The 23,884-nt window shown below is 63.0% G+C and carries 20 protein-coding genes; 13 read left to right on the forward strand and 7 right to left on the reverse strand.

Features of this window, described 5'->3' with window-relative positions; genetic code table 11:
- Positions 1-7: 7 nt before the first annotated feature.
- Together DMX10_RS10675 and DMX10_RS10680 are read left to right on the forward strand one after the other, a co-directional pair.
- The gene (locus DMX10_RS10675; RefSeq protein WP_111261031.1) at positions 8-964 is read left to right on the forward strand and encodes a hypothetical protein; all 957 of its coding nucleotides are present in this window, start codon (positions 8-10) and stop codon (positions 962-964) included.
- Entirely contained in the window at positions 961-1,800 is an 840-nt protein-coding gene (locus DMX10_RS10680) for a sulfotransferase domain-containing protein (RefSeq protein ID WP_111261032.1), read from the forward strand. Before DMX10_RS10675 ends, DMX10_RS10680 begins: the two co-directional genes overlap by 4 nt.
- A 27-nt stretch (positions 1,801-1,827) precedes the next feature.
- On the opposite strand, the gene DMX10_RS10685 is transcribed toward DMX10_RS10680, so the two are convergent.
- From DMX10_RS10685 to DMX10_RS10690, 3 genes are all read right to left on the reverse strand, one after another.
- Positions 1,828-3,753, reverse strand: a complete 1,926-nt coding sequence (locus DMX10_RS10685) for an asparagine synthetase B (protein WP_111261033.1) — start codon at positions 3,751-3,753, stop codon at positions 1,828-1,830.
- Between the two features lie 44 nt (positions 3,754-3,797).
- Entirely contained in the window at positions 3,798-3,956 is a 159-nt protein-coding gene (locus DMX10_RS32775) for a hypothetical protein (RefSeq protein ID WP_158545591.1), read from the reverse strand.
- Positions 3,957-4,024: 68 nt separating this feature from the next.
- Positions 4,025-4,774, reverse strand: a complete 750-nt coding sequence (locus DMX10_RS10690) for a hypothetical protein (RefSeq protein ID WP_111261034.1) — start codon at positions 4,772-4,774, stop codon at positions 4,025-4,027.
- Between the two features lie 81 nt (positions 4,775-4,855).
- On the opposite strand from DMX10_RS10690, the gene DMX10_RS10695 reads away from it, so the two are divergent.
- Entirely contained in the window at positions 4,856-5,578 is a 723-nt protein-coding gene (locus DMX10_RS10695) for a class I SAM-dependent methyltransferase (RefSeq protein ID WP_158545592.1), read from the forward strand.
- A gap of 127 nt (positions 5,579-5,705) precedes the next feature.
- Here the strand turns inward: DMX10_RS10695 and DMX10_RS10700 are convergent, their stop codons facing one another.
- The 3 genes from DMX10_RS10700 to DMX10_RS10710 are packed head-to-tail and all read right to left on the reverse strand — an operon-like array spanning position 5,706 to position 10,530.
- Complete coding sequence (locus DMX10_RS10700) at positions 5,706-7,490, reverse strand: ATP-binding cassette domain-containing protein (protein WP_111261036.1); 1,785 nt, start codon at positions 7,488-7,490, stop codon at positions 5,706-5,708.
- Entirely contained in the window at positions 7,487-9,235 is a 1,749-nt protein-coding gene (locus DMX10_RS10705; protein ID WP_236206149.1) for a glycosyltransferase, read from the reverse strand. Before DMX10_RS10705 ends, DMX10_RS10700 begins: the two co-directional genes overlap by 4 nt.
- Complete coding sequence (locus tag DMX10_RS10710; RefSeq protein WP_111261038.1) at positions 9,232-10,530, reverse strand: hypothetical protein; 1,299 nt, start codon at positions 10,528-10,530, stop codon at positions 9,232-9,234. Before DMX10_RS10710 ends, DMX10_RS10705 begins: the two co-directional genes overlap by 4 nt.
- Positions 10,531-10,633: 103 nt before the next feature.
- On the opposite strand from DMX10_RS10710, the gene DMX10_RS10715 reads away from it, so the two are divergent.
- Both DMX10_RS10715 and DMX10_RS32395 read left to right on the forward strand, forming a co-directional pair.
- Positions 10,634-11,791, forward strand: a complete 1,158-nt coding sequence (locus DMX10_RS10715) for a nucleotidyltransferase family protein (protein ID WP_111261039.1) — start codon at positions 10,634-10,636, stop codon at positions 11,789-11,791.
- Positions 11,792-11,796: 5 nt separating this feature from the next.
- Positions 11,797-13,098, forward strand: coding sequence for a sugar transferase (locus DMX10_RS32395; protein ID WP_236206150.1), 1,302 nt, complete (start codon positions 11,797-11,799; stop codon positions 13,096-13,098).
- On the opposite strand, the gene DMX10_RS10725 is transcribed toward DMX10_RS32395, so the two are convergent.
- Complete coding sequence (locus DMX10_RS10725) at positions 13,028-13,960, reverse strand: class I SAM-dependent methyltransferase (RefSeq protein ID WP_111261041.1); 933 nt, start codon at positions 13,958-13,960, stop codon at positions 13,028-13,030. The genes DMX10_RS32395 and DMX10_RS10725 overlap by 71 nt on opposite strands.
- Before the next feature lie 228 nt (positions 13,961-14,188).
- Here DMX10_RS10725 and DMX10_RS10730 point away from each other — a divergent pair, with 228 nt between their 5' ends.
- The 8 genes from DMX10_RS10730 to DMX10_RS10765 all read left to right on the forward strand — a co-directional run bounded on the left by DMX10_RS10730 (position 14,189) and on the right by DMX10_RS10765 (position 23,859).
- Positions 14,189-15,403, forward strand: coding sequence for a hypothetical protein (locus tag DMX10_RS10730; RefSeq protein WP_111261042.1), 1,215 nt, complete (start codon positions 14,189-14,191; stop codon positions 15,401-15,403).
- On the forward strand, positions 15,403-16,329 hold the full coding sequence (locus tag DMX10_RS10735; RefSeq protein WP_236206152.1) for an NAD(P)-dependent oxidoreductase: 927 nt from the start codon (positions 15,403-15,405) through the stop codon (positions 16,327-16,329). The genes DMX10_RS10730 and DMX10_RS10735 overlap by 1 nt, the downstream gene beginning before the upstream one ends.
- An 86-nt stretch (positions 16,330-16,415) precedes the next feature.
- Entirely contained in the window at positions 16,416-17,720 is a 1,305-nt protein-coding gene (locus tag DMX10_RS10740) for a hypothetical protein (protein WP_111261044.1), read from the forward strand.
- A gap of 19 nt (positions 17,721-17,739) precedes the next feature.
- The gene (gene asnB / locus DMX10_RS10745) at positions 17,740-19,581 is read left to right on the forward strand and encodes an asparagine synthase (glutamine-hydrolyzing) (protein ID WP_111261045.1); all 1,842 of its coding nucleotides are present in this window, start codon (positions 17,740-17,742) and stop codon (positions 19,579-19,581) included.
- A complete protein-coding gene (locus DMX10_RS10750; protein ID WP_111261046.1) occupies positions 19,574-20,575 on the forward strand; it encodes a class I SAM-dependent methyltransferase in 1,002 nt (333 codons plus the stop codon). Before asnB ends, DMX10_RS10750 begins: the two co-directional genes overlap by 8 nt.
- On the forward strand, positions 20,572-21,864 hold the full coding sequence (locus DMX10_RS10755; RefSeq protein WP_111261047.1) for a hypothetical protein: 1,293 nt from the start codon (positions 20,572-20,574) through the stop codon (positions 21,862-21,864). Before DMX10_RS10750 ends, DMX10_RS10755 begins: the two co-directional genes overlap by 4 nt.
- Entirely contained in the window at positions 21,845-22,627 is a 783-nt protein-coding gene (locus DMX10_RS10760) for a WecB/TagA/CpsF family glycosyltransferase (protein ID WP_111261048.1), read from the forward strand. The genes DMX10_RS10755 and DMX10_RS10760 overlap by 20 nt, the downstream gene beginning before the upstream one ends.
- The gene (locus DMX10_RS10765) at positions 22,621-23,859 is read left to right on the forward strand and encodes an O-antigen ligase (RefSeq protein WP_256604790.1); all 1,239 of its coding nucleotides are present in this window, start codon (positions 22,621-22,623) and stop codon (positions 23,857-23,859) included. Before DMX10_RS10760 ends, DMX10_RS10765 begins: the two co-directional genes overlap by 7 nt.
- The last annotated feature ends 25 nt before the right edge of the window (positions 23,860-23,884 follow it).

Here is a 23,884-nt window from a genome sequence, read left to right on the forward strand (position 1 = left end):
TCACGCCATGCATGATGATTACTTCCTGTGCGGCTGGCGCGTGCACAGTGATTTGCCGTTGCCGGAGCTGTTGCCCTGGACGGGGGATACTCAGGCCCCGGTAGATCTTCATATCGAACTCGGAGCGGTTGAGGCACGACTGCGGGACCCTCAATACGACGGTCCCGTTCTGCAAATGGACGCCGATGGAACCTGTCTATTCACCATCGAGTCAGTTGCGATCTACCGCATAGCACAGGATGGTCGTGCGATTCGGGTTCAACCCAGCCTCCCAGCGGACCTGCCCGCAGTGAGGGCATTTCTGTTCGGGACCGTGTTTGCAATCGTTTGCCAGCGCCGTACCGTTATACCTCTGCACGCCTGTTGCGTGAAACTGCCTTCTCCCCAGGGGGATGTCGCGGTCGCTTTCACGGCGCCCTCGGGAACGGGTAAATCGACCCTTGCATCCGCCTTCATGCGGCGGGGTTATCCGATTCTGGCGGACGATGTCACGGTGGTAAGTCTCGATCCGACGCGAGGTGCAGTGGCATTTCCTACCTTCCCCAGGGTCAAGCTCTGGCAGGACGCTATGGGCCAGTTTGGCCATGCCACGGGGGACGCAGAGCGTGTACGACAGGGTATGGACAAATTCTCCGTCGGCTTGGGAGCAGAGCACTTCGCCGTGGGCGCTCCTTTGAGTCTGACAGCGCTGTACCACCTGGAGCGCGTCGAGGATGCCAAGCATGCAGGGCTGGAAGAGGTTGGCGGCTTACCGGCATCGGTTCGGTTTTCCAAGGCCCTGTATCAGGAACGGATCCTCATGACGGTTGCCGCTGGCAAGGGCGCCCACTTCTCACTGGTTACGCGATTGGCGGCCGGCATCAAGCGACATGTTCTGGTTCGACAGCTCTCCGGCTTTGAACATCTGGATGAACTTGTCCATCGCATCGTGGCCTTCCACGCCGGGACGACCCATCAGGCATGAGCGGTTTTTACTGGCTGGCGTCCTACCCCAAGTCTGGTAACACCTGGCTGCGCCTGGTGCTCAACAGTTATCGCCTGGGCGGGTCGAAGCCAGACTTCTCGCAGAAGCAGAACTTCGCTCCCATTGCCAGTAGTCGTCGCCGCTTCGACGAGCTTCTGGGCGTCGCCTCGTCCGACTTGCTGCCGGATGAGGTGTTGACGTTGCGTCCGCGCATGTATGAGCTGCAGGTAAAAGAGGCGCGCGAAGCCTTGTTCAACAAGGTGCATGACGCTTGGCAATTGACTCCGGGGGGGGAGCCGCTGTTTCCAGCCACCAGCACCCTTGGAGTGGTCTATATCGTGCGCGATCCCCGCGATGTGGTGTTGTCGCTGGCCGGGCACATCGGTTTCAGTGTGGACAGGGCGATCGACCTTCTCCTCGACGAGGCAGCCAGCCTGTGCGACCAAAAGCTCGGGCTCAAGGATCAGTTGCCTCAGCAGTTGGGGAGCTGGAGTCGGCATGTGCTGAGCTGGATCGATCTGCCTGCGCCTTGGAGCCCTTTGCTTCTTCGCTACGAAGACATGTTGGCGAAGCCCCGGGAAAGCTTTGCTTGTGTCATCGAGTATTGTGGCTGGCCGTTGGATGACAAACGTCTGGAGCAAGCACTGGATGCCACTCGTTTCGACAGGCTGCAGGCTGCGGAGGCCAGCCATGGTTTCACCGAGCGGCCGCAACGCGCCGCTCGCTTCTTCCGAGAGGGGCGTGCCGGCGGGTGGCGTGAGCGATTGAACGAAGCACAGCTACGCCGTATCGAAGACGCCACCGAGCCGCTTAGAGCGCGCCTTGCTTATTGCTAGCGAGGGCCTGGGGGTAGTCGAAGCAGGTTAACCCTGGAGTTGGCAGCCTGTTTCGACCCAGCACAGGAAGGCACCAAAGTGCAGGCCTCGGTGCAGAAGGGTCAGGTGCTCCGGGCTCGCTGGTCGGTCTGGCCAGTTCGAGAGGAGGGCCTTCATTCGTTTGAGGTCGAGCAAGCGTCGGGCCAGCGGTGAAGCCTCCAGCTCTTCGAGTCGTTCGCCTAGAAAGGGGCGCATCATACTCATCCGATGGAGGTATTCAGGGCATTGCATGCCGCGTTTGCGGTTGTTGACCACCTCGCCAGGCAGTCGATCCGCGGTGACTCGGCGGGCGAGGAGACGAGTCACGCCGCCTTGCAGGTAGAGGCTGTCGGGAAGTGAAAAGCAGAACTCCAGCAAGCGCCGGTCAGCCATCGGGTCGCGAACCTCGAAGCCATGCAGCGCCCGCACAAGTCCGGTTGCCTGCAGTGCCGACTGGCGCTCCCTGAACCATTCCTGGCGCAGTTGCCAACTCGACATGGAAGCCATTTGCTTGCGGCGCCTGGCTCCATCTTCGGTTCGAATACGTGCCTTGATCGACGGCTCAATGGGAGATTGATGCCCCCACTCGAAAGCACTCGACCCAGCATGCAGTTTTGTTTTCCACCGCTGAACGATGTCTGGCGCAAAGGGGGCCAGGGTGGAGCGCCATATCTGTCGCGCAATGGTGGTGTTTTGCCTGCTTGTGCGTGCCAGGGCGAATGACTCCTGGAAAGCCTTCAGCCATCGGCCATCCCTCATCAAACCGGTAAGGGTGCCTTGCCCATCCCAGGAAAGCGTTACATTGCCTAGCGCACCGGCCAGCAGTACACGGCCTCCTTGCTGCCTGATGTGATCCCGCGCGGAGCCCATCCAGGCCATGTTCATCACATTTCGCCAAGGGGCGCCTGTCAGCTGGAACATCCGTGGCCAGTCGGTATCCCATCGATGCTGCGCTGGAGCATTGAAAAACAGCGGCTGCAATCCGGGCGTTTGTTCGCAGATGCTCGCTACATAACGTCGCTCGCTCATGTAGTGGTGATCTGAGTCCAGCATCTCGGTATTGATGGCGGGCAAGCAGGTGACGGTGGTCAATGTGTTGCCTGGCAAGTACTTCACGGCCGTCACTGACACAGCAGAAGAGTCCAGCCCTCCTGTGAGGGAGGAAAATGCGGGGCCCTCGATCCGCAGGCAGTCTTTGACCGCGCGCTCGAACAATTCCCGTGCCGCCTCGACGTATTCCTCTTCCCTGGACAGGCGCAGTTCGGTTCGTTGCTCTGGCGTCCAGTAGAAACGTTGCTTGAGATGGCCAGAGCGTAAAACCGCAATCGAGCCCGCAGGTAGAAGGTGCAGACTCTTGTATGGTGTGCCGTTGTCGGCCACGGGCAGGTCCGATAGCTGAGCGACGAAGTGGTCTTCGTCCAACTCGCGATCGATGCCGGGAACTGCCAGTAGGGCTGCTGGGTTCGTGGCGAAAGCGAAGAGCCCTTCTCCCTCGTGATAGTACAGGGGGCGCTGACCCACTGCGTCACGGGCGAGCAACAGGCTGCGATCAGCAGAATTCCACACCACCAGCGCAAAATCACCGAGCATGCGTTCGGGACCGCGCTCCCCCCAACGCAGTATTACTTCAAAGGCAATGGCGCTGTCAGCCCAGCCGCGTGCTTCCCTGGGCAGCGCCAGAGCGTCGATCAGTTCGGTGCGGTTGATCAGGTAACCATCGAATACCAACACCAGAGGGACATCATGCCGAATGGCGGGCTGATGATCCTGTCGATCTTCCGGGGCTGTAATACGTAAGCGGTGGGTAAGGAGAAGGCCAGGGTGCGACCAGTGATAGGGTCGCTCCAGTCCTGGCGCATCGAGTGCAGCTGCAAAACGCTCAGGTAGTTCCGCTGGTATGACCCGAGCGGAAAGCAGACCGGCAAATGCGCTCATCGGCGAGCCAGGGATTTACAGTGGTTGAGCATGCAGCATGCCGGTCAGGAGATGTTCGAAAAGCCAAACGTACCGTCATTGCCACTGGTAGCGTAAATGGATGAAGTCACATCCGATATGGAGACTTCGGTGATTTCAGGCTTTTCCCAGGCTTTACGTTGGGACTCGATTTCGATGGATTCAGGGATGTCTTGTTCGGCCATTTTCCTACTCCTTTCAGTTTGGGGTCACGCTATATCAACTACCCGCATTTTGGCAATTGGGGGATTGGCTACGGTTCCGCCGTGTAACAGACCGGCTCAGGATAAAGAGGCTTGCCTTGGGTGAATTGTTTATAGCTTTCGTCACCCAACTGATACGCGATCTGTATCCACGTCATCATCGTCAGTGCGTGCTGCTTCGCCTTTGGCGGGGCAGGTTGACGAAGTCGCTTCAGCAACTCCAGTTCGGCAGCAGCGAGCTCATCACTGAAGGTGAATTCGTTTGAAGGGCCGCAGTGGACCTCATACTCGCTACAGCCACGCTTTATGCTGACGGAAACGTTGGTGCCCAGCTCAGGTGTAGCGAGCACACGTTCGAGTACCCGCTGATAAGCTTCGCGTGCATTCTGCAGTCCATCCAGATAGAACAGCGCTCGGTAAGGACCGGCCTGGTAGCGTGCATTCAGGCTGGCACCGGCCTTGTAGGCATAGGGTAAATCATGTGCAATCTTCTGCGTCGCAATCAGCTGCTCCAGGTTGGTTGGACGTACCTGTACCTTGAAGCAGTGGCGGCAGCCCACTGGGACGGCCGCCTGAGCGTAGGCCTGACGGAACAGGAAGCCCAGGAGCTTCCCGCAGGGGAATGGTGTGCGGTTGGGGCCGACCACCCAGTTCTCGTTCAATCGGACAGGACGCGTCAGTTCCCAGGTGCCATCTTCATGCAGAACTACATCGCCTCTTTCCCGCGCGATCAGGAGATTTTCCCCAATGGTGGATGTGCCCAGTTTGAGGTTCAGAAAGTCCGTGCTTGCCGTGGCCAAGGAAACCCGCTCCGCATCGTTTGTTGGCGGACAGTTTCATCGTCATCAGGGTTGCGGTAAAGCGAAATGAGGAGACGCTGGTTGTTCCACGAATGGGTACGCTTCATGGTGCACGTGTTGCGCGGCGGCGAGCGGCGGAGGTCTGCACTCCTGATGCGGCGGCGTCCGCAAGGCTTGTTCCAGCCATACGGCACGACGCAGGAAGATCGCTACCCCGAGTTGTTTCAGTCGATTCATCAACTGCTGGCAGACACTCCGCAAACGCGCCTGCTTTCGTTCGGTTGCTCCACGGGCGAGGAGGTCTTCAGCCTGGCTCGCTATTTCCAGCAGGCCCATATTCGTGGCGTGGATATCGATGCTGGCCGTATTGGCCAGTGCCAGGCGCGATGGCGACGTGAGGGGCGAGAGTGCCGCCTGAGCTTCGCCTGTGCGGGGGACGTGGCGCAGGAGGAGACCGCCAGCTATGACCTGGTGATGGCCATGGCCGTCTTCCGCCATGGTGCGCTGGGGGGGCGCCCCGCTGACTGTTCCGCCTGGATTCACTTCGATGACTTTGATCGCGTGCTCGGCGACCTGGCCAGGGTGCTCAAGCCGGGTGGTTTGCTGGTGATCCGCCACGCCAACTTCCGTTTCGGCGACACGGGCGCGGCGGCTCTGTTCGAATGCCTGCGTGGCGAGGCGGCACTGGGTTCGCCGATCTACGGACGGGACGACCGCTTGCTGCCCGGCGTACCTGGGGACGACGGCATCTACCGCAAGCGGCTATCGTCCCAAGCCTCGTCGAGCAGGGGGCTGTCATGCTGACCAGCGGCGTTCGCTGCGGGCATCCTCCGGCGCTGTCCGGGCCGGTGCCATGGCGGACACCGCATTGAACGCAGGCGCAAATCAGCGAAGAAAGCTTGATGATCTCGGGGGCGTGCCAGTACAAACGCTAGATGCATGAGTGGGATCGCTCGGCAGAGTCGATATCCGGATCGAGCCCGTTTGAACACATAAAGTCCGTCAGCGTGCCGTCAGCCATCAGTACGTTGCGGTCGGTATGGCGCAGAGCGGTGAGACGATGGGTGATCAGCACCACGGCAAGCCCGGGCCGCGCGGCGCGCAGGGCTTGCAGGAAGCGGCTCTCGCTCAGTTGGTCCAGGGCCGCCGTGGCCTCGTCCAGAACCAGCAGTACCTGGGCATGAGCAACTGCGCGAGCAAGCCCTATGCGTTGCCGCTCGCCGCTCGATAGCTGTTGCTCGAACGCCTCCACGGGGGTGTCCAGGCCCTGGGGAAGACGATTGAGCAGGGCGTCGACACCTGCAATGGTCAGCGCCTCGCGAAGCACCGGCTCCGTACCGCCACCCAGAAAGGCCAGGTTGTCGCGCAGCGTGCCCGGAATCAGCGTAGTGCTAGAGGCGGCATAGCCGATGGCCCGGTGCTCCGCTGATAGGTCTAGCCATTGCAGCGAGCCCTGGCTGGGCTGCAGTTCACCGATCAGTACATCCACCAACGTCGATTTGCCCACGCCCGATTCGCCGACCAGGCCCAGCCATTCGCCCTGGTCGATGCTCAGGTTCAGGTCACGTATAACCGCCTGGCTGGCCTGGGGGTAACGGTATTGCAGCGCTTCGCACAGCAGCACCGGTTGGCGCGGGGCACGAGCCGGAGCCGCGTGCTGATGGGGGGCCGTTGCGGGTGTTCGAGTGGACGAGTCGGGCGAGGTCAACTCCTCAAAATACGGGCGTGACAGGCGCAGCGTCTGCAGGCTGGACAGCAAACGCCGAAAACCTGGCAGCAAACGCAAGCCCACGGCTGAAAACAACGCCAGTGCATGCAGGTCCGTTTGCCCGCTTCCCTTGCTGGCCACCAGTACGCAGAGCACCAGCAGCATCAGGAAAAACAGCTCCATGATGGGTGACTGGACCTCCATCAGCGTACGCTCGCGAGCCGTGGCGCGAGCGAAGCGTTTAGCCACCGGGTAGTAGCGATCCAGCACCGCCTGCACACGACCATACAGGTGTATTTCACGCAGGCTGGCCATGCTGTCGACGACCCAGCGTTGCATCAGCACCTGACTTTCGCCTCTGCGCGTTTCCCTGATGTCGTTGAGCATCACCGACAGGGCGCCGATAACGCCGGCAGCCAGCAGCAATGCACCGAGCAGCATTGCGGTCGCCAGGGGCTCCAGGGCCAGCAACACACAGAGCAGCAGGGCGACCACCAGGGATTCGGTGAGCAGTTCCAGGCTGGGCAACAGGGTGCCGATGACGATTCTGGGCGCCATGTGATTTACGGCCACATTGCTGCCCTGTGCGGTTGTGTTCGAGAGCTGCGCAACGGGGCGACTCAGTTCGTGTTGGAAAATGCTCAACGAGATCATCAGCGTCCAGGCGTCGATCAGCCGGCTGCGCGCGACAGACAGCAGCGGTGCCAGCACACCCTTGCCCAGCACCAGTGCCACCACCAGCAGCGGCAAAGCGGACACGCTGCTACCGGCAATCGCCGACCAGTGCGTTTCCAGCTGCGCATACCAGCCGGAGGATGTGCGCCCCGTCGGTAGCAGCGTGCCCAGCAGGATCGCCACCAGCAATGCACAGAGGGTATCGATGGCAGCCTTGCCCAGCAGCAACGCCAGCATCGACACGATGCTGGACGTGCTGGCACCACAGCGTCTGACGAAGGCCAGTGCCCGTGGTGGAAGGTCGAGCAGTGCAAAGGGTTTCACGAATTTCATGGGCTTAAGGCGATCAAGGATTTGGGAAGGCCCAGGATGCGTTCGCGGATGATACGGGCAGTGGGAAACAGAACCTGCATCTGTCTGCGGGTCAGCAGTCGGGCGCTATCGACGATCAGCTCGGCCTGTTCGTGGTCCGCGGCACGTTGCCAGTGCCCCAGCGCCGCACGGCGTACCAGCCTGATCCTGAGGCGACGCGGCAGCCAGTGAAAAAATGGCGTCATGCAGTGCGGTTCGAGTGGGCACCAGAAATCGGGTGTCTGGATAAAGTAGCGTTCGGCTACGCGCACAAGCTCCCGGGCAAAGCGTTCGACACGCTCCGGACTGCCCACATGCTCGATTACGGAGTTGGAGTGCACGATATGGAAGGCACCGTCCTCGAATTGGCTCAGGTCACAGCCATCGGCACAGAGGGTGCTGAATGGTGGCAGCGGGGGCTCGCGGACGGGCGTGGTGTTGAGCAGCGTGATGGACACGCGGCGTGAGGCCAGGTAAGCCGCCGGCAGGATTTTCCAGTAGCGCTGGGTACCGCCTACATCCAGCACGTTGACATGGCCATGGTGGGCGTAGGCCTGCTCGATCATGTCCCTTAGTGGCCCGATACGCCGTGTACGCAACCGTGTACCGAGCGCGCGGGGGTTGTCGTAATCGGTCAAATGACGCGTCAGCCGTTTCATCCAACCGGCAGGCCGCGGCCTTACGGCCTGCTGATAGAAGGCCACCAGCTCGGCCGCCTTGCGCTGCCAGGTGAAGCCCTGGCGCACGGCCTCCACCACGCTGGCCGGTACCTGGCTCTGCGCGCACCGGGCCGCGCAGGCGCCCAGGTCCGTGATGTCGCCCAGGGCAAACACGCCGTCCCAGCCGACGGCGTCGGTGATGGCGCGGCAGCCTTCGATATCCGAGCACGCCATCGGTACGCCCGACAGCAACCCCTCGAGGATGACCGTCGGCATACCCTCGCGCTCCGAGGCCAGCACCATCGCATTGCAACCGGCCATCATCCGCTGTGAAACGCCGTCGTCTTGCCAGCCGTGAAAGCGCACGCGTGAGGTCAGGTCCCGTTGCGCTGTCAGGGCTTCCAGCCGGGGGCGGTCATGACCCTGGCCGACGATGTGCAATACGGCGTGCGCCAGGTCTGGCGTTTTCAGCGCGGCGATCACATCGTCGAGGCGCTTGACCGGGTCCAGTCGGCCGATGGACAGGAGGGCAGGTGCGCCTTCCAGCTGCACGGGGCCCGTGTCGGCAGGCTGACGGCGTTCATCGATGCAGTTGGGAATGATCAGCACCTGCCGGGGTAACAAGCCACGTCGTGCCAGATCGGCCTCCCAGCCCTTGTGCAACAGCACCACGGCGCGGGCTGCCCGTACCATCAGGCGTTCCACGGTGCTGTCCCAGGCACGCTTGAGCAGACGTCGCCACCAGTTGCCCGTGTCGTAGTAACAATGCGGGGTATAAACCAACGGCACGCCGCGGATGACAGCCAATACTGAGGTGAATGCCGCGATCGGTGTCCGTGCGCCATGTACGTGCACCAGGTCGTGTTCGCCCAACACTGACCAGAGGCGACGGTAGCCGCCCTGGCGGACGTCGAGGTCGCTACCGGTTTCTCCGATGACCGGTGCCAGGATGGTCAGGCGGATCTGATCATCGACCCGTATCGCTCCGGCCAGTCCTTGAATATGGCGCGCTACGCCACTGGACAGGGGTTCGAACTCCTTGCTGACATGCAGCACCCTTAGCGTCATGTCACGCACTCCATCGACGGTGACTGCCGGAGTCGTTGCAGCAGGGTCCCGAACTGGCCGTCTCCGTTGGCAAAATGGCCGTGCAGCCATCGGGCTTGTGCCTGTGCACGGTCATGACGAAAGGCCGGGTCATCGCGCAGGCGTTGGTAGAGCTCGACTACCTGCTCTGCCGTGGCGGCCTGCAAGGGCGCCGCCAGGGCTTTGCGTATCGCCAGGTTGCCTGGCAATGACAACTGCAGGGCCACGACCCAATGCCCGGCTAACGCAGCATCCAGCATGGCCGTGGAGCAGTAGCCCACCACCAGGCACGGTTTGGCGGAAGGGCTTTGCAGCTCCGGGTGTGGCGGGCGGCAAACGGCGCGCGCAGCTGGGCCGATATAGGGCTGGCCTTCCTGGGGGTGCAGCAGAATGCGGGCCGCCGGGGCGATCCGCAGCAGCGCGTTGGCAAAGGCGGTCAATGCCACGCCAATGCCTTCACCCAGTACCTGGGCATGGGTTTGGGAGAGCAGTGCAATGCCTTCCGGGGCGCGTGCAGGAGCCTCGGGCGTATCCCCCCGACCCAGTGCGTCCATCACCAGCCGAGTGTCCGAGGTGCCACTGGCCTCGAATACCTGGCGACTGGCCTCACCCCACGCCACGTACCAGTCGGCTCGTGTCGGGAAAAACTCATCGGTTGGAATGCCGTGCTGCAGGCAAATGGTGGTGAGCCCCTGGCCGATGGCCGCTCGGCTCATCAGGTCGAAGTCGTTGTGCAGCAGCAGTACGCCACGGCTGGTTGCCAGGGTGCGCTGCAGGCTGCCAGCCCACAGCGTGCGACGGGCCAGGCAACTGGCGAGCAGCAATGGCTGACGTTGGCGCAGCGCGGCGATGAATACCTGCAGGGCCGAGCACCACGTGCGCCGCTCGGGCCTCATGGGGCGAATGATGGGCAGGCCTGTGGCGATATCGCGGTTTGCCAAGCGCGGATGCAGCAGCACCAGCGGTTCATAACCGGCCGACAGCAGTGCGGGCAGAACGCGTTGCAGGGTGCCCCAGCCACTCATGCCGGCCAGGGTGGCCAGCAGGACGGCTTGCCGCTGCCCCTGCTTCTTCCATGCAGGTCCGCTGTGTCGAAGCAATAGCCAGGTGTCACGCAACATCGCTCCGAAGGCCCGTATCCCAGCTACGGTCTGGCCTCTGCCAGCGTGCAGATAGAACAGCTCATGGCGAACCTCCGCTGCAGCGGGGCCGAAGTGCTGGCACATGTACTCAATCTGCTCGGCGAAAGATCCCTGTAGCCAGGCGGATGATTTCATAGGCTAATATCCGACTTTTCTTACGGCCGACAAGCTACAGCCGCCCCATCAAGTTGCCAACTGCAATCAGTTGGTCATTCACCGGAATGGATACGCGCCCGTTATGTTCACACCCCATGCGCATCGCATTGAGCGCGCCGCCGATCCCAGCGAGGCTGAGACCGGCCATGGTGATGCGGGGCTGATGCAGGCCACGTTGTGGTTGATGGGGTTCGAGCAGTCATTCGTTGCGCCTGCGCCGCCAGCGCTTTGCCAGTTCATCCGCCACCACGGGGTGGCAGGCCTGTTGCAGCTCGACAGGGTGCAAGCCCTGGATCCCGTGTATGGAGCGCCGCTGCTGGCCGAGCGTCAGCGTATTGTCATGCGCGCCCTGGCGCTGGGGGCCGGGCTGAAGCGCCTGGTCACGGCCTTTACTGCTCAAGGCCTGCGGCCGCTGGCGCTGAAGGGGCCGGCGTTGGCGTTGCAGGCGTATGGCTCTCTTGGTGCTCGGGGCGGTGTGGACCTGGACGTGCTGTTGGAGGCCGAGCAATGGCCCGTGGGCCTGGAAGTGTTGCAGAGCCTGGGTTATCGCATCGCCCCCGGGCAGCCTTGGCCCCTTCCCGCCGCCACCCATGAACTGGTACTGACGCATGCGGAACATCAGCCTCGCGTGGAGTTGCATCGACGACTTTTGCGTCACCAGCACCTGCTCCGTGACCCGCAGCGAATCACCCAGGTCGTCGACCTCCACGGCACCGATGTGACCTGTCTGGCGCCGGCTTACGCCCTGCCCTATCTGATCGCCCACGCCAACCAGCACTGCTTTCGTCGCCTGATCTGGCTGATGGACATCTACGCATTGCTGCAGCATGCCGACCTGGACTTCGAGTTGCTCGCTGGCCAGGTGAAGCACAGCGGCACCTGCGCCATGCTGGACACCTGCCTCAGTCTGCTGACCAGGCTGTTTGGTTTTCAGGTTCCAGCGCCGCTGCAGCAGGTACGACGTCCGTCCCGGGCAAGCAGCGAGATGGTCGAGCTGGCACTGGAGGCGCTGCGCAGATCACTGAGCGATGACGAAGTCGCGAAGAGGCAAGGCCTGTTCGCCCGTGTACGCCTGGACATCGCCCTGCAAGACAGGCTGCCGGCACGTTGGCAGGCGCTGACCGGCTGGCTGAGCCCGACGGCCAAGGACAGCCAATGGCTGCAGCTACCGCGCGGGTTGGCTTTTCTCTACCCTCTCGTTCGCCTTTTCCGGCTGGCGCTGCGCCAGCGAGGTCATTGAGCCTGATGTCTGCTATCCCTCGCTCCCGTTTTCTGGCCCGTGGTCTGAGCGTTTTTGCCTCGGCCTGGTTGGCAGGCTGGGTCATCGAGCCCGGTACTGTCTGGCCAGGCACCTGGGACCTGGCGTTGATGGCTGCGCTGCCGTTCATGGTCCTGGACTGGCAGTTGCTGCGTCCCAGGCATCGTTTGGCCGAACGCCTGGCCACTGGCGCCGGCCAGCTGTTGCTGGGGCTGGGGATGGTGGTTTGTGTGATGCCGTTGTTCGGCTATTCACTGGCGGTGTCATGGGCGCTGAGCTGGTTGGTGCTGGCCAGCACGGCGCTGCTGCTGCTCGAGGTAATCAGCCCGCGAGTTGCTGCCTGGCATCCTCCTATGCCCAGGGTATTGCTGGCGGGTAGTTGCCCACATATCAGCTTGTTCTCTGAGCAACTTGGCCCGATCGCCATGCAACTGCCGCGTGAACACGCGCTGGGCTGGTTGACGGATCGGCAAACCCGGCACCTGTCGGATCACGTGGTGATTCTCGACACCTGCCTGCACACTGCTCCACCCCATCCCGTTCTAGCCGACTGCCCTTCGCCATCTCTGCATGGGGCTTTCGCGTGTTCGGGTGTGACTGCGGCCTCCAAGCGTCTGTTCGACCTGCTCAGTGCAGCCATTCTGCTCAGTGGCTGCGCGCCGTTGCTGGTGGTCATCGCGCTGATGGTTCGGCTGCAGGATGGCGGGCCGATACTGTTTCGTCAGCAGCGCCTCGGCTTGCAGGGTTCAGTCATTACCGTGCTGAAGTTCCGCAGCATGCGGGTGGCTGCCGGTAGTGACCTGCTGGCGCCCCAGGCGCGCCGCGATGACCCGCGTATCACGCCGCTCGGCAAGTGGATGCGTCACTGGGGGATTGATGAACTCCCACAGCTGATCAATGTGTTGCGCGGTGATATGTCCTTGGTCGGCCCACGGCCCCACGCGGTCGCTCATGACCTGCATTACGGCGCCAAGGTTTGTGGTTACACCGCGCGGCAGGCCGCCAGGCCCGGTATCACTGGGCTTGCCCAGATTCGTGGGCGGCGTGGGGAAACCCGCGCCGTATCCGACATGGCTTCACGGGTGCGCGATGACCTGGAATACATTAGGCGCCAGTCGCTGTGGCTGGATCTGTTTATCCTGCTAGCCACACCGATGGCGCTGCTGCGCAGCGGTCATGGGCGCAGTGAGCCGGAACGTGTAACGGTTTCGACCCCCTCTAGAGACGAGCAAGCCGCCACGCCAGCCGCGGATAGCCGTTACGCAGACTCAGAGGCCGAATCTGTTTGAGGATGTGAGCGCGGATGTTGCCCGCTGATGGTGGCGGCGCCGCGACGGCAGGTGTCGCCGGAGCGCTGAGCCGTGCATACACGCGCAGATTGCCTTCGTAGATTCCATGAGCTTCCTGGCGCCAGTGGTGGGCATAAAACCCATTGGCGTTCAACAACGTCTCAAGGGTTTGCGCAGAGAAATAGCTGCGGTGCGAAACATGCACCTGCGACAGGCCAAGCTCGGGCCAGTCAGCCTCGATATCCGGAACCTCGATCACCAGCCAGCCCTGCGGGTCCATCAGCTTGGCTATCCGAGCCAGTGCTCTGCCGGGCTCCTGGAGATGCTCCAAGACATGGAACAATGTCACCAGCCGAGGTGCGAAAGGCAGTTGCGTCTGTTCGTCGAGCTCCTCTGGGCGAACGTGTTCGCCCAAGCCCAGTACCTGTACCGCATGATCGCGCTGAGGGCCGCCTGGCTCCAGGCCCATGTAGTGTTCACAGCCATGGGCGCGACAGGCCTCCAGGAAGAAGCCCAGGCCGGCACCGATATCCAGCACCGATTGGCACTGACCAACAACGTTGCTGATTTCGCTAAACCGATAGCCAGCGATCAGCCGATAGTTCCACACCGCTTTGCTGGCGGGTGGTTGTCGCATGAGGCGGGGGTATAGCTGGCCGTAGAAGCGCGCTTGGGTGTCGTCCTTCATTCCACGCGCCAGATAGACCAGGCTGCAATGTCGGCAGACCGACAGATTGACTCGCAGAAAATAACGGTCATATCGCCAGATAAGCTGTGGATCGAATTGCCCGCAGCCAGGGCAGGGAAGTTCGACGAGATGCCGGTTGATCTGGCGAAGCTGATTGAGCAGAGAAAATGCCATCTATGCCTGTTCTCGCGTTGAGTCGAAGGAGTCCACAAAAAGAGGCAGCACTCTAGCAGTCTGCAAGACGATGGTAACGACCTGTCTTTATTCATCGGGCGATCCAAACTCGGTCAGCGCATTGCAGCGGTTTGGTGGCTATGGCAAATTCTCGCACTTTGCGACGTGACTGGCAGACCGCCTGCACGTTATTGCAGGCAGGCCCACCAGGTTGGAATGATGCATACAATGCCCACAGCAAAACCTATCGGGCATCACGACGAAATTTCGCTGGTGGAGCTGGCGCTGCGAGCCCTGAAGTTCTATCAGCGGTTTGGTCGCTTGCTGCTGCTCTTGGCGCTGTTGGCGGCGTTTGCCGTGGCTGCCTGGATAGCCAATCGCCCGCTTTATGGCGTGTCCGCACTGCTCGAAGTGCCAAAGGTAACGCTTGAGGAGTGGCGGCAGGCGCAGTCGTTTCTCTGGGACAAGCGCTGGGTCGATCACGCTTTCGGCGACCACCAGTCAGCCGCAGCCCCTGATCGCATGCAGTTGCGTAACCGCGCACTCAACCCCGAGTTCTGGCTTCAGAACGTGCGCTATCGCTCCTCCCTCAATCGGGACGACGCCCGGGATATTCCTGTTGCGCAAATCCAGAACAGTACGGGGCTTGGCTTGGAGTTCACCCTGCGGGTGTCCGACGAGGAACAAGCTAGCCAGACCATCAATGCCCTCGCTCGGCAAGTACGCGAAGCCTTTCTGGCCAACAGCCTGATCGACTTGGCGAGGACCAGCCAGGCCGCCCTTGATCATCGCCCGCAACTCAAGCTGGATGTGCTCAAGGCCGAGTTCGACATTGAACAGAACCGCCAGCGCATCGCCGACATGCGCCAGTTGCTGGAGCGCTACCCGGATCTGCGTCACTTGGAAACCAGCACCCTGTTTTCGGTCAGCGACGGTGGTGGCAAATACCTGTCGCCCTTGCCGCAGATCGTCGCCCTGGAAAGCACGATTTCCGAACTGCAGGCCAAGGCGCGAGCGGCCCAGCGTGAACTGGACAAGCTCGACTGGACCGAGCGACTGCTGGCCGGAGTGGACGACACGATCCGCAACGCTACCTCGGGTGAGGACATTCTCGACAAGCTCAAGAGCAACCGCGAACAGGTGCTTGCCGCTTCTGCACAGCAAAACTCCGCGGCCCGGGAGGCGGCCGAGGACATCAACATCAAGCTGGCACAGGCCGAATCGCGCCAGCAGGCCATCGGCATCAAGACACGCTCGGCGATTTCCACGATGCCCGTGATGCAGCGCAACCCGCTGGTTATGGGGGGCGCTGCATTCGTGCTGACCTTCGTTGCGCTTTCCATCCTGCTTGCCCTACATGTAGCGCTGAGCAGGGAGCTGGATGTGCTGACGTGGCTGCCACGCTCCATGCGGCGCTGGCTGATTGTGGATAAAGCGCTGTGATGCGCCTGCTTGTGACCGGCGGTGCCGGCATGCTGGGACGCCGCGTCGTGCGGCAGTGGCGCGAGGCGGGTGGCGACGTGGCGGTGCTGGACAACCTGTCCAGCGGCTTGACGATGCCGCCCGAGGCCAGCCTGGCGGTGGTGGGTGATCTATGTGACGCCCAGACAGTCGCCGACTTGCTAGGCTCCTGGCGGCCCGACGCCATTTTGCACTTGGCGGCGGTTCACCATATCCCCACCTGCGAGATGCAGCGTGCGCACTGCCTGGACGTCAATGTGGTGGGCACCGAGCGATTGCTGGCCGCCGCCGAAGCGGCGCAGATAAGTCGCCTGGTGATCGCCTCCAGTGGCGCCGTCTACGCGTGGCAGGAAGGGCCGCTTTCGGAGCTCTCCAGCCCCCTGGCGCCCTGTGACAACTATGCCTTGTCCAAGTACTGCAACGAGCAGCAGCTGAAGTTCTGGAGTGCACGCGGTGGGCATATCGGCCGGGTGGCGCGGGTTTTCAATGCGGTGGGTCATGATGATCCCAATGCCCATCTGATCCCCGATGTACTCAAGCAGCTGCGTCAGTCGAGCGATGGCTGCATACGCCTGGGCAACCTGACGCCCCGGCGGGACTACCTGCATGCCGACGACATTGCCCGCGGCCTGATCGCCATGCTGCACGACCCCCGCACGGATGTGCCGTTCGATGTGCTCAACCTGTGTTCGGGTGTGGAGCATTCCGTCGAGCAACTGGTGCGGCAACTCGGCGATATCGTTGGAGTACAGGTCAGGGTGGAGGTGGATCCGGCCCGCCAGCGGCGTGTCGATCGTCCCAGTCAGTTGGGTGACCCCAGGCGCACCCTGGAGTTGCTTGGCTGGCAGCCGCGTCTGGCATTCAGCGAGGCGTTGCGCCAGGTCGTGTTTCCGGACCGGGTACTGTGAAACCAGACTCGGTACCCCGGCCTGCGGCCTTTGCTCCAGAGTCATCCGAGCCTTCCCATGGCGTTGGGTCGATCACCCATTCATTCGTGCTGGCGGCCTCGACCTATGGCCTGGGGCAGGCTTCCAACCTGGCGTTCCAGCTTCTGCTGTTGCAGCTCCTGGGTGCGGCCAGCTACGGGGTGGTTGGCCTGGCGCATCTGCTGTTGATCACCCTGATCTTTCTCGCCGACCTGGGCTATGCCTCGCTGTTTCTGCGTGAAGACCGCAGCTTCAGCGATTGGCTGGAGACCTGGCGTTGCGCGCAGGGGCACCGGCTGATCGCTACCCTTGTGTTGATGGGGCTTGCCCTGACGGGATGGGTGCTTTACAGCGATGACCAGGCCGGCCGGCAGTACCTGTTCAGTGCCGCCCCCGCCAGCGTGTTCGCGCTGTTCAACTTTTCCGCACCGCTTATCGTCTCCGGCCAGCGCCTGCGTGGGTTGCTGGTGGCGCAGATCGCCTGGCCGGCCGCGCTGCTGCTGTGGTGGCCCGTCAGCATTGTCTTGCCCCTGTCACCTGCTGCCAGCGCCGGGGTGGCGGTAAGTCTGGGGTATTTCACCCAGGCCGCCATCAACATCGCCATGAGCCGCCAGCGCCTGCTCTGGCTGCCGATGTTCGGCAAGGGGCAGGTGGGGGCGGCACTGCATCTGTCCGCATTGGGGGTATGCGGAACCTTGCATGACCGGCTTACCCCCTTTCTGCTGGCCCCCCTGGCACCGGGTTTCATGCCCGTCTATCTGCTGTTGAACCATGTGCTCGGTGGTCTTTCCGGGGTGCAGAGTCAGTTGTCGCGCCTGTTGCTGGGGGATGCCGCCCGCGTGCGCGGCCGCCAGCGAATCATGGCGGTGGCCTCGTTGCTGGGCTGGGCAACCGTCAACCTGTTGTTGCTGGGGGCGCTGGCACAAGGCCTTGAGCTGCCGGATGAGCAACGCCAATGGCTGGGGTTTTCAGGGCTGTTGGTGCTGGCTTGGGGCTTGTCTGCTTCCAGCGGGTTTCTGGTGCTGGTGTTGATCGGTAGCCGTCGCGAAGGGCAGTTCGTGCGGCCGTTCTTTCTCGGGCTCGGTGCCAGTGCCCTGCTGCAGCTCATGGCCGTATGGCAAGAAGCGCCTGGCTACCTGCTATGGGCCAGGGTCGTGGGCATGCTGCTGGTGATGAGTGCGCTGCTGATGTTGCTCGGGATGCGTCCGGGTCGCTGGGGCATGCTGGCATTGGCGGGTGCGCTGGTCGCGTGCGCCAGCGTCGGAACGAGCTGGGCGGGCGGCCTGGCCATCATGCTGGCGGTACCGGCCTTGGTCGGCTTGTTGGGGCGGCGTCCTTGCTACCTCGAACCACATCGCAGGGTGGATGGATGAATACGCTTGAGTGTCGACCATGTGTGGCCTGATCGCGGTACGTGCGCTGTACGAGATACCGGACCTGCAGCCGCGGGCGAGCCGTGCCCTGGCCCGCCTGGCCCGCCGCGGCCCCGATGCCGAGGGGCTGCTGATGGTCGAGGCGGTGCCGCCGACGTTGCTCGGGCATCGCCGCCTGGCCATTCTGGATACCCGTGGCGCCGCCGGGCAGCCCATGCGTTGCCCGGTAACGGGCACGGTGCTGGTGTTCAACGGTGCCATCTACAACTTTGTCGAACTGCGTGAAGAGCTGCGAGCGCTGGGCTGTGTCTTCGTGACCGACGGCGATACCGAGGTGCTCCTGCATGGCTGGCGAACCTGGGGCGAGGGGGTGTTTTCCCGCTGCAACGGCATGTGGGCCGTGGTGCTCTGGGATGCACCCAGTGGCGACCTGGTGTATTGCCGTGACCGTCTGGGCGTAAAGCCCCTGTACCTGCATCACGATGGCAGGCAGATGACGCTGGCCAGTGAAACCAGCGCCATTGCCGAAATGCTCGGGGGTTATCCGGCGCCCAACCCGGAAAAGCTGTTCGACTTCCTGCTTACGGGGTTCTCCGAGCAGGGCACTGCCACCTTTTTCCAGGGAATACGGGCCGTCACGCCTGGCGTGGTCGGACGGATGAGCCGAACCGGCCGCTTCAGTCAGGCGCCTTACCATCACTGGCCCGAACCCGGCGGCGCCGAGCCGATGTCCAGTTCGGAGCTGCGGGAGATGGTGGAGGATGCGGTACGCCTGCGCCTGCAAGCGGACGTGCCGGTGGCCAGCCTGCTGTCCGGCGGTCTGGACAGCTCGATCATTACCCGGGTGGCGCTCAACGCCAGCCAACAACCCCGGCAGCGGCTCGAGGGGGCGTTTACCTACGGCTACAGCGCGACCGAACAGGCAGTGTTCGATGAGTCGGCGCGGGCAGCACAGTTCATGGCCGAAAGCGGCCATGGCGAGCTTCATCATGTGGTGCGTTTTACCGCTATCCCGTCGGCCGCAGAGCTGATGAGCCTGGTTGCAGTGCAGGGGGAACCGTTCAGCACGCCTTCGGTGTTGGCCAGTTTCAGGACCTATCGCGCCATTGCTGATCAGGGATTCAAGGTGGTGCTGTCCGGTGAGGGGGCCGATGAGCTGTTCGGCGGCTATTCCGCCCGCTATCACTCCGTGGCTGCCCGGGATGCACTGTGGTCAGGACACCTGCTCCAGTTGGCCCGCCTGCTCGGACAGCGCACCTTTCCTGCCGGGCTGCTGCTCAACCGCCTGGTCTGGGACCTGCCGCTGGCGTCGCTGGGGCCGTTGCTGCGGCGTCATCGCCCCAGTGTGGGGGTGATGAGTGCTGGCTTGTGGGAGTGCCAGCGACAGCGCCTGGCAATCGTGCGCGAGCGGATGTGCTGCCGCCTGGAGCAGCGCATGCGCGAGGACCAACTGGACAACCTGCTGCCCATGGCACTGCGGATGGCCGATCGCAACAGCATGAGTGCCGGTATCGAACTGCGCAGCCCGTTCATGGATTTCCGCCTCGTCGAGCGTGCATTCCGAACGCCGGCCCTTGAGCGCGTGGGCAGCGGGCGCTCCAAGGGTCTGTTGCGTGATGCCTTCAAGGGCGTCCTGCCGGATCGGCTGGTCGCCATGCCGAAAAATACCGGCTTCGGTCATGCCGAGCAGTTCCTGCTGGCGCAACTGCCCTGGCGCGAACTGCTGGACGATCTGCCGACCGAACTGGACGCCTTCCTCGACTTGAATGCGCTGCGTGGGCATCTGGCCAGTCCGCATAGCCACAGTACGCTGTGGTGGGCGCTATCGGTGGCCCTCTGGTACCGGAGTGTCTATGCCTGAGCGCGTCGACGACTGGGGCCTGGCAGTGGCTACCGGCCAGTGCCGCGTCTGTGGCAGCAGTGCCGGGCAGTGCGCCTTCTGGCCTGAGGTCTACGCCCACTCCGGGCAGACCCTCATGCGTTGTGGTTATTGCGCCACGGTGTATCTGGCCCCCGGTTTCAGCGAAGCCGGGCTGGTACGTTTTTACACCGGCCCCTACCGCCGCCTGTTCCCGGCTGAGGTGCCCTGGCGCAGCATGGCACGGTTTTTTGCCTGGCGCGGCGACGTCGACGTGGCACGCCAACGGTTTTCCCTGATTGGCGCGAACCTGCCGCCACAGGCACACCTGTTCGAAATGGGCTCCGGGTTCGGCGCCTTCCTCGGGCAGGCTGCGCAGCAGCGTAGCGATCTGCAGCTGAGCGCCAGTGAGCCGGACGGGGCCCAGCGCCAGGCCCTGCTTGGGCGGGCTGAAGTACATTTCATCGACAGCCTGGCCGATCTGCCGGAGCGGAGCCTGGATGGGGTGGTGGCCTTCCATGTGCTCGAGCACTTGATCGACCCGCTCGGTTTTCTTCAGCAGGCCGCCAGGGCCCTGCGCGATGGGGGCCGCCTGTGGGTGGAAGTGCCTGATCTGATGAGCGACTGGCAGACCCGCTTGTTCGTCCACCCGGCACACTTGAGCTATTTCTGTACCGACAGCCTGCGTCGCCTCGCCGAAGCGGCTGGACTGCAGGTGGTGTACTGCGGTGTTCATCCGCTGACGGCGCTGGAGGGGACCCTGTGGCTTGAGGCCTTGCGCCCGGCGACGCCGATGTGCCAACCCGTGGCACCGGCAACGGAGCAGGTAGTGGATGCGATCGATCAGTGGATCTTACGGGTCGGCTGGGGCCCGAAGGACCGGCTCAAGGCACTGCTCAAGACCATGGCCATACGCGTGCTGGGGCCGGGGTTGGTCGGCGAGTGGCAACGCTGGCGACAGCATCGCCGCCATCGTGAAGAGCAGGCGCCGCGATGAGGTTCAGGCTACTGCTGCTCATCATCCTCTGGGTGCACTTGGGCGACCTCGGTAGCGCCTGGCTTTACGGCGACGGTGCCTGGCCAGGGGTGGGGCTGCTGCGCAATCTGCGAGACATGCTGGTGGTGGTGCTCGCGGGTTGCTGTCTGCTCAGCACCCGTCTGTCCGCGCGCCTGTTGCTGCCGCTGGTGGCCTACAGCGCTGTGGCGCTGAGCTACCTGCTGGTCAACAGGGTGAATGCGTCGTCGGGCATCCTGCTAGGCTCCTATGGCACGTTGATGATTCCCGTGCTGTTCTTCCTCCTGGGTTTCTACTGCGTACGCCGCCCCGGACAGTTGCGGACCTGTGTCGCCCTGCTGGTGCTGCTGGGCATCGCCAGTACGCTGTTTGGCGTCTGGGAGCAACAGAACACGGCATTCTGGACCGAGACCATCGGCTATCCGCGTTACATGCGCGATATCAAGGGCATGGCGTTGGGCGCCAACTGGGAAAGTGGCTTGCCCTGGAATTTCTACGGCGGCATCGAGCTGGAACGACGGGCGGCCGGTCTGCTGGCTGCGCCCTTGGCACAGGGGATGTTCCTGGCGGTCGTGGCCGTGGTGGCCATCGCCTGGTCGCCAAAACGCGTCGGCTATCTCGGCCTGTTGCTCTGCGGCGTGCTGTTCGTGGGCGTCTGGATGTCAGGAACGCGCGGCGCCATGCTGGCCGGCAGCCTGGCCCTGATCGGGTACCTGGCCAGCGGCACCACGCTGTTTCGTCATCGCTTCGTGCGCTGGCTGGTGGCTGCTGCTGCTTGCGGCGTGATTGCGTTGGCGTCCTATAGCATTGTCCAGATGAGCATCAACTTCCTGGACGGTTCAACCATCGGCCACTGGATGGCGTTGCAGAAGAACCTGCAGGATCTGCCCAGGGTCGTGCTGTTCGGTGCCGGCCTCGGTGCGCAGGGGGCACAGGCGGCCCAGCAGCAACAGACGCTGATCGGCGGGGGGGAAGGGGCCATCTTCAGCATTGCGTTTCAGCTGGGGCTTCCTGCCGCGCTGCTGTTCCTCTGGTTCTACCTGAACATGTCCCTGGCCTTGTGGAACCGCTACCGAAGGGACCGCGAGCCCATGGTGCTCGCAGTGTTCTGGCTGACCCTGGGCCTTGCCACTACCCTGATCAGCTCCGAACACCTGCTCACGGTCTCCGGCACAGGCGCCTTCTGGCTGCTTTGCGGCGCCACCTTGCGCAGCACCTCGCCAACGTCCCACCACACAGAATCACTCACTCATGAACAGCGAACCGGATAGCCGCCGCATTGAATTCCTGGGGTGCCCTCTGGATCTGCTCAGCACCCGGGAAATGATCGAGCAGGCCCGTCAGGCCCTCACGGACGGTTGTCGCCTGCGACTGGAGGGGCTCAACGTCGCCAAGCTGGTCGACGCGCGCGCCACCCCCTCACTGATGCAGGCGCTGCACGAGGCGGAGCGCGTCCATATCGATGGCGCGGGCATTGCCCTGGGGCTCAAGGCGCTGGGCATCAAGGCACCATCGCGCTGCGCGGGGATCGACCTGATGGGGCTGCTGTGCGAAATGGCCGCGGAGGCCAAGGCTTCGGTGTATTTGCTCGGCGCTCGCCAGGAGGTGGTCGAACAGACCGCCGAGCGCCTGTTGGCCCGTTACCCCGGCTTGCGAATTGTCGGTATGCGCAATGGCTACTTCACGGCCAGTGAGGAAGCCGACGTGATTCAGGGCGTTCGTGCCAGTGGAGCGGACATGCTGTTTGTCGGCATGAGCTCACCGAAAAAAGAGCTCTTGCTGCAAACCCACTGGTCGAGCCTGGGCGTCAAGGTGGGCATGGGAGTAGGCGGCTCCTTCGACGTACTTTCCGGCCAGTTGCCACGGGCACCGCGCTGGGTACGGCGGATCGCCATGGAGTGGTTGTTCCGCTTGTTGCTGGAGCCTCGACGCCTGCTCTGGCGTTATCTGCGCACCAACAGCCGTTACTTGCTGCTGCTGGCCGTTGCTCGCCTGAGACCCGCGACGCGGGACAAGGACCAGCCCCAATGCTGAGCGCCGGCCCCTCCATGTCCTGGGAATCCTTGCGAGCCCTGCTGTCGAGACCCGGTCTGGCCCTGTTGGCCTTGGGCCTGTTCGTGCAACTGAGCGGCTTTCTGTTCAATAACGATGGCAGCCGTCAGGCCACGCAGGTCTACCTGCTGCTGTTCGTGCCGGCGCTGGTTCTGCTGCTGGTCGAGCGCCTAGCGCTTCCCCTGTGGCGCCAGCCCTGTGCTCTGGCGCTGCTGGCTTTGCTGAGCTGGGTGGTACTGCGTGGCAGCCTCGATGGCGCTGAAAAGTGGCCAGGCTACTGGTTGAAGGTGGCGCTGCTGATCCTGCTGTACGTGTTCACGATCAGCCATCTGATGAGCAAAGGCGTGATCGGAATTCCCCTGGCTCTCGCGGTGCTGCTCGCCTGCTGTTTTGCCTGGCTGACTCTGATCGTTCAGTTTGTCATTCTGGATAAGCCGCTAGCTTACGAAGTACTCCGAAGCACGGGTCGGCTGCGAGAGTTGGGCTGGCACGGTTTCGCGGATTTCTCACACCCCATCCCGGCGGGCCTTTATCACGGGGTCTTTGCCGTCCTGCTGCTCAGCGTCCTGGTTGAGCGTGAGCTCAAGGCATGGGCCTGGCTGCCGGTGCTTGTCGGCTTGGCAGGCTTGTTGGTGTATGTGCTGTTGACCTTCTCGCGCGGGGCCTGGTTTTCGACCCTGGCGGGCAGCCTGACCCTGCTGCTGCTAAGTCCGCAACGGCGTGCGCGCATCCTTCTGTTGATCGGCGCCCTGGCGATACTGCTGATGATGGTGGTGTTCTGGTCGCGGGTTGAGCATGAATGGTTTCTGGGCACCAGCCAGCGCGTTCCGATCTGGCTGAACTGGCTGGACCGCCTGCCCGAGTTCTGGATCCTGGGCAAGGGCGCCGGCGTCGACCTGATCTACCGCTATCCATGGGGCGACGTGGTGAATCGCGCCCATAGCCAGTACTTGCAGCTGTGGTTCGAGTACGGGGTCATCGGCTTCGCCTTGTTCCTGCTGTTGCTTGGCTCTGTGCTGCTCAAGGCGTGGCGGCTGCGTGCCGATCCCGCTGCCCGTGTGGCGCTGGCGGCCTTGGTGTTTGCCCTGGTGGCGATGGTGTCGGATATCTCATCCATATTCAGTCGGCCTAGCCCCTATTGGGTCGTGCTGTGGTTGCCGGTCGGGTTGATCGTTGGCTTGCGGGTGCCTATAGGGCAGCCTGCGAGTAGATAGCGATCAGCACTGATGAGGTATCGGG

Origin of the sequence: Pseudomonas sp. 57B-090624, from assembly GCF_003234055.1 — a bacterium.
GTDB lineage: Bacteria > Pseudomonadota > Gammaproteobacteria > Pseudomonadales > Pseudomonadaceae > Metapseudomonas > Metapseudomonas tohonis.

Coding starts and splice junctions, on each gene's coding strand:
- DMX10_RS10675 (WP_111261031.1), top strand. CDS start 8: ATGCATGATGATTACTTCCTGTGCGGCTGGCGCGTGCACAGTGATTTG.
- DMX10_RS10680 (WP_111261032.1), top strand. CDS start 961: ATGAGCGGTTTTTACTGGCTGGCGTCCTACCCCAAGTCTGGTAACACC.
- DMX10_RS10685 (WP_111261033.1), bottom strand. CDS start 3,753: ATGAGCGCATTTGCCGGTCTGCTTTCCGCTCGGGTCATACCAGCGGAA.
- DMX10_RS32775 (WP_158545591.1), bottom strand. CDS start 3,956: ATGGCCGAACAAGACATCCCTGAATCCATCGAAATCGAGTCCCAACGT.
- DMX10_RS10700 (WP_111261036.1), bottom strand. CDS start 7,490: ATGAAATTCGTGAAACCCTTTGCACTGCTCGACCTTCCACCACGGGCA.
- DMX10_RS10705 (WP_236206149.1), bottom strand. CDS start 9,235: ATGACGCTAAGGGTGCTGCATGTCAGCAAGGAGTTCGAACCCCTGTCC.
- DMX10_RS10710 (WP_111261038.1), bottom strand. CDS start 10,530: ATGAAATCATCCGCCTGGCTACAGGGATCTTTCGCCGAGCAGATTGAG.
- DMX10_RS10715 (WP_111261039.1), top strand. CDS start 10,634: ATGTTCACACCCCATGCGCATCGCATTGAGCGCGCCGCCGATCCCAGC.
- DMX10_RS32395 (WP_236206150.1), top strand. CDS start 11,797: ATGTCTGCTATCCCTCGCTCCCGTTTTCTGGCCCGTGGTCTGAGCGTT.
- DMX10_RS10725 (WP_111261041.1), bottom strand. CDS start 13,960: ATGGCATTTTCTCTGCTCAATCAGCTTCGCCAGATCAACCGGCATCTC.
- DMX10_RS10730 (WP_111261042.1), top strand. CDS start 14,189: ATGCCCACAGCAAAACCTATCGGGCATCACGACGAAATTTCGCTGGTG.
- DMX10_RS10735 (WP_236206152.1), top strand. CDS start 15,403: ATGCGCCTGCTTGTGACCGGCGGTGCCGGCATGCTGGGACGCCGCGTC.
- asnB (WP_111261045.1), top strand. CDS start 17,740: ATGTGTGGCCTGATCGCGGTACGTGCGCTGTACGAGATACCGGACCTG.
- DMX10_RS10750 (WP_111261046.1), top strand. CDS start 19,574: ATGCCTGAGCGCGTCGACGACTGGGGCCTGGCAGTGGCTACCGGCCAG.
- DMX10_RS10755 (WP_111261047.1), top strand. CDS start 20,572: ATGAGGTTCAGGCTACTGCTGCTCATCATCCTCTGGGTGCACTTGGGC.
- DMX10_RS10760 (WP_111261048.1), top strand. CDS start 21,845: ATGAACAGCGAACCGGATAGCCGCCGCATTGAATTCCTGGGGTGCCCT.
- DMX10_RS10765 (WP_256604790.1), top strand. CDS start 22,621: ATGCTGAGCGCCGGCCCCTCCATGTCCTGGGAATCCTTGCGAGCCCTG.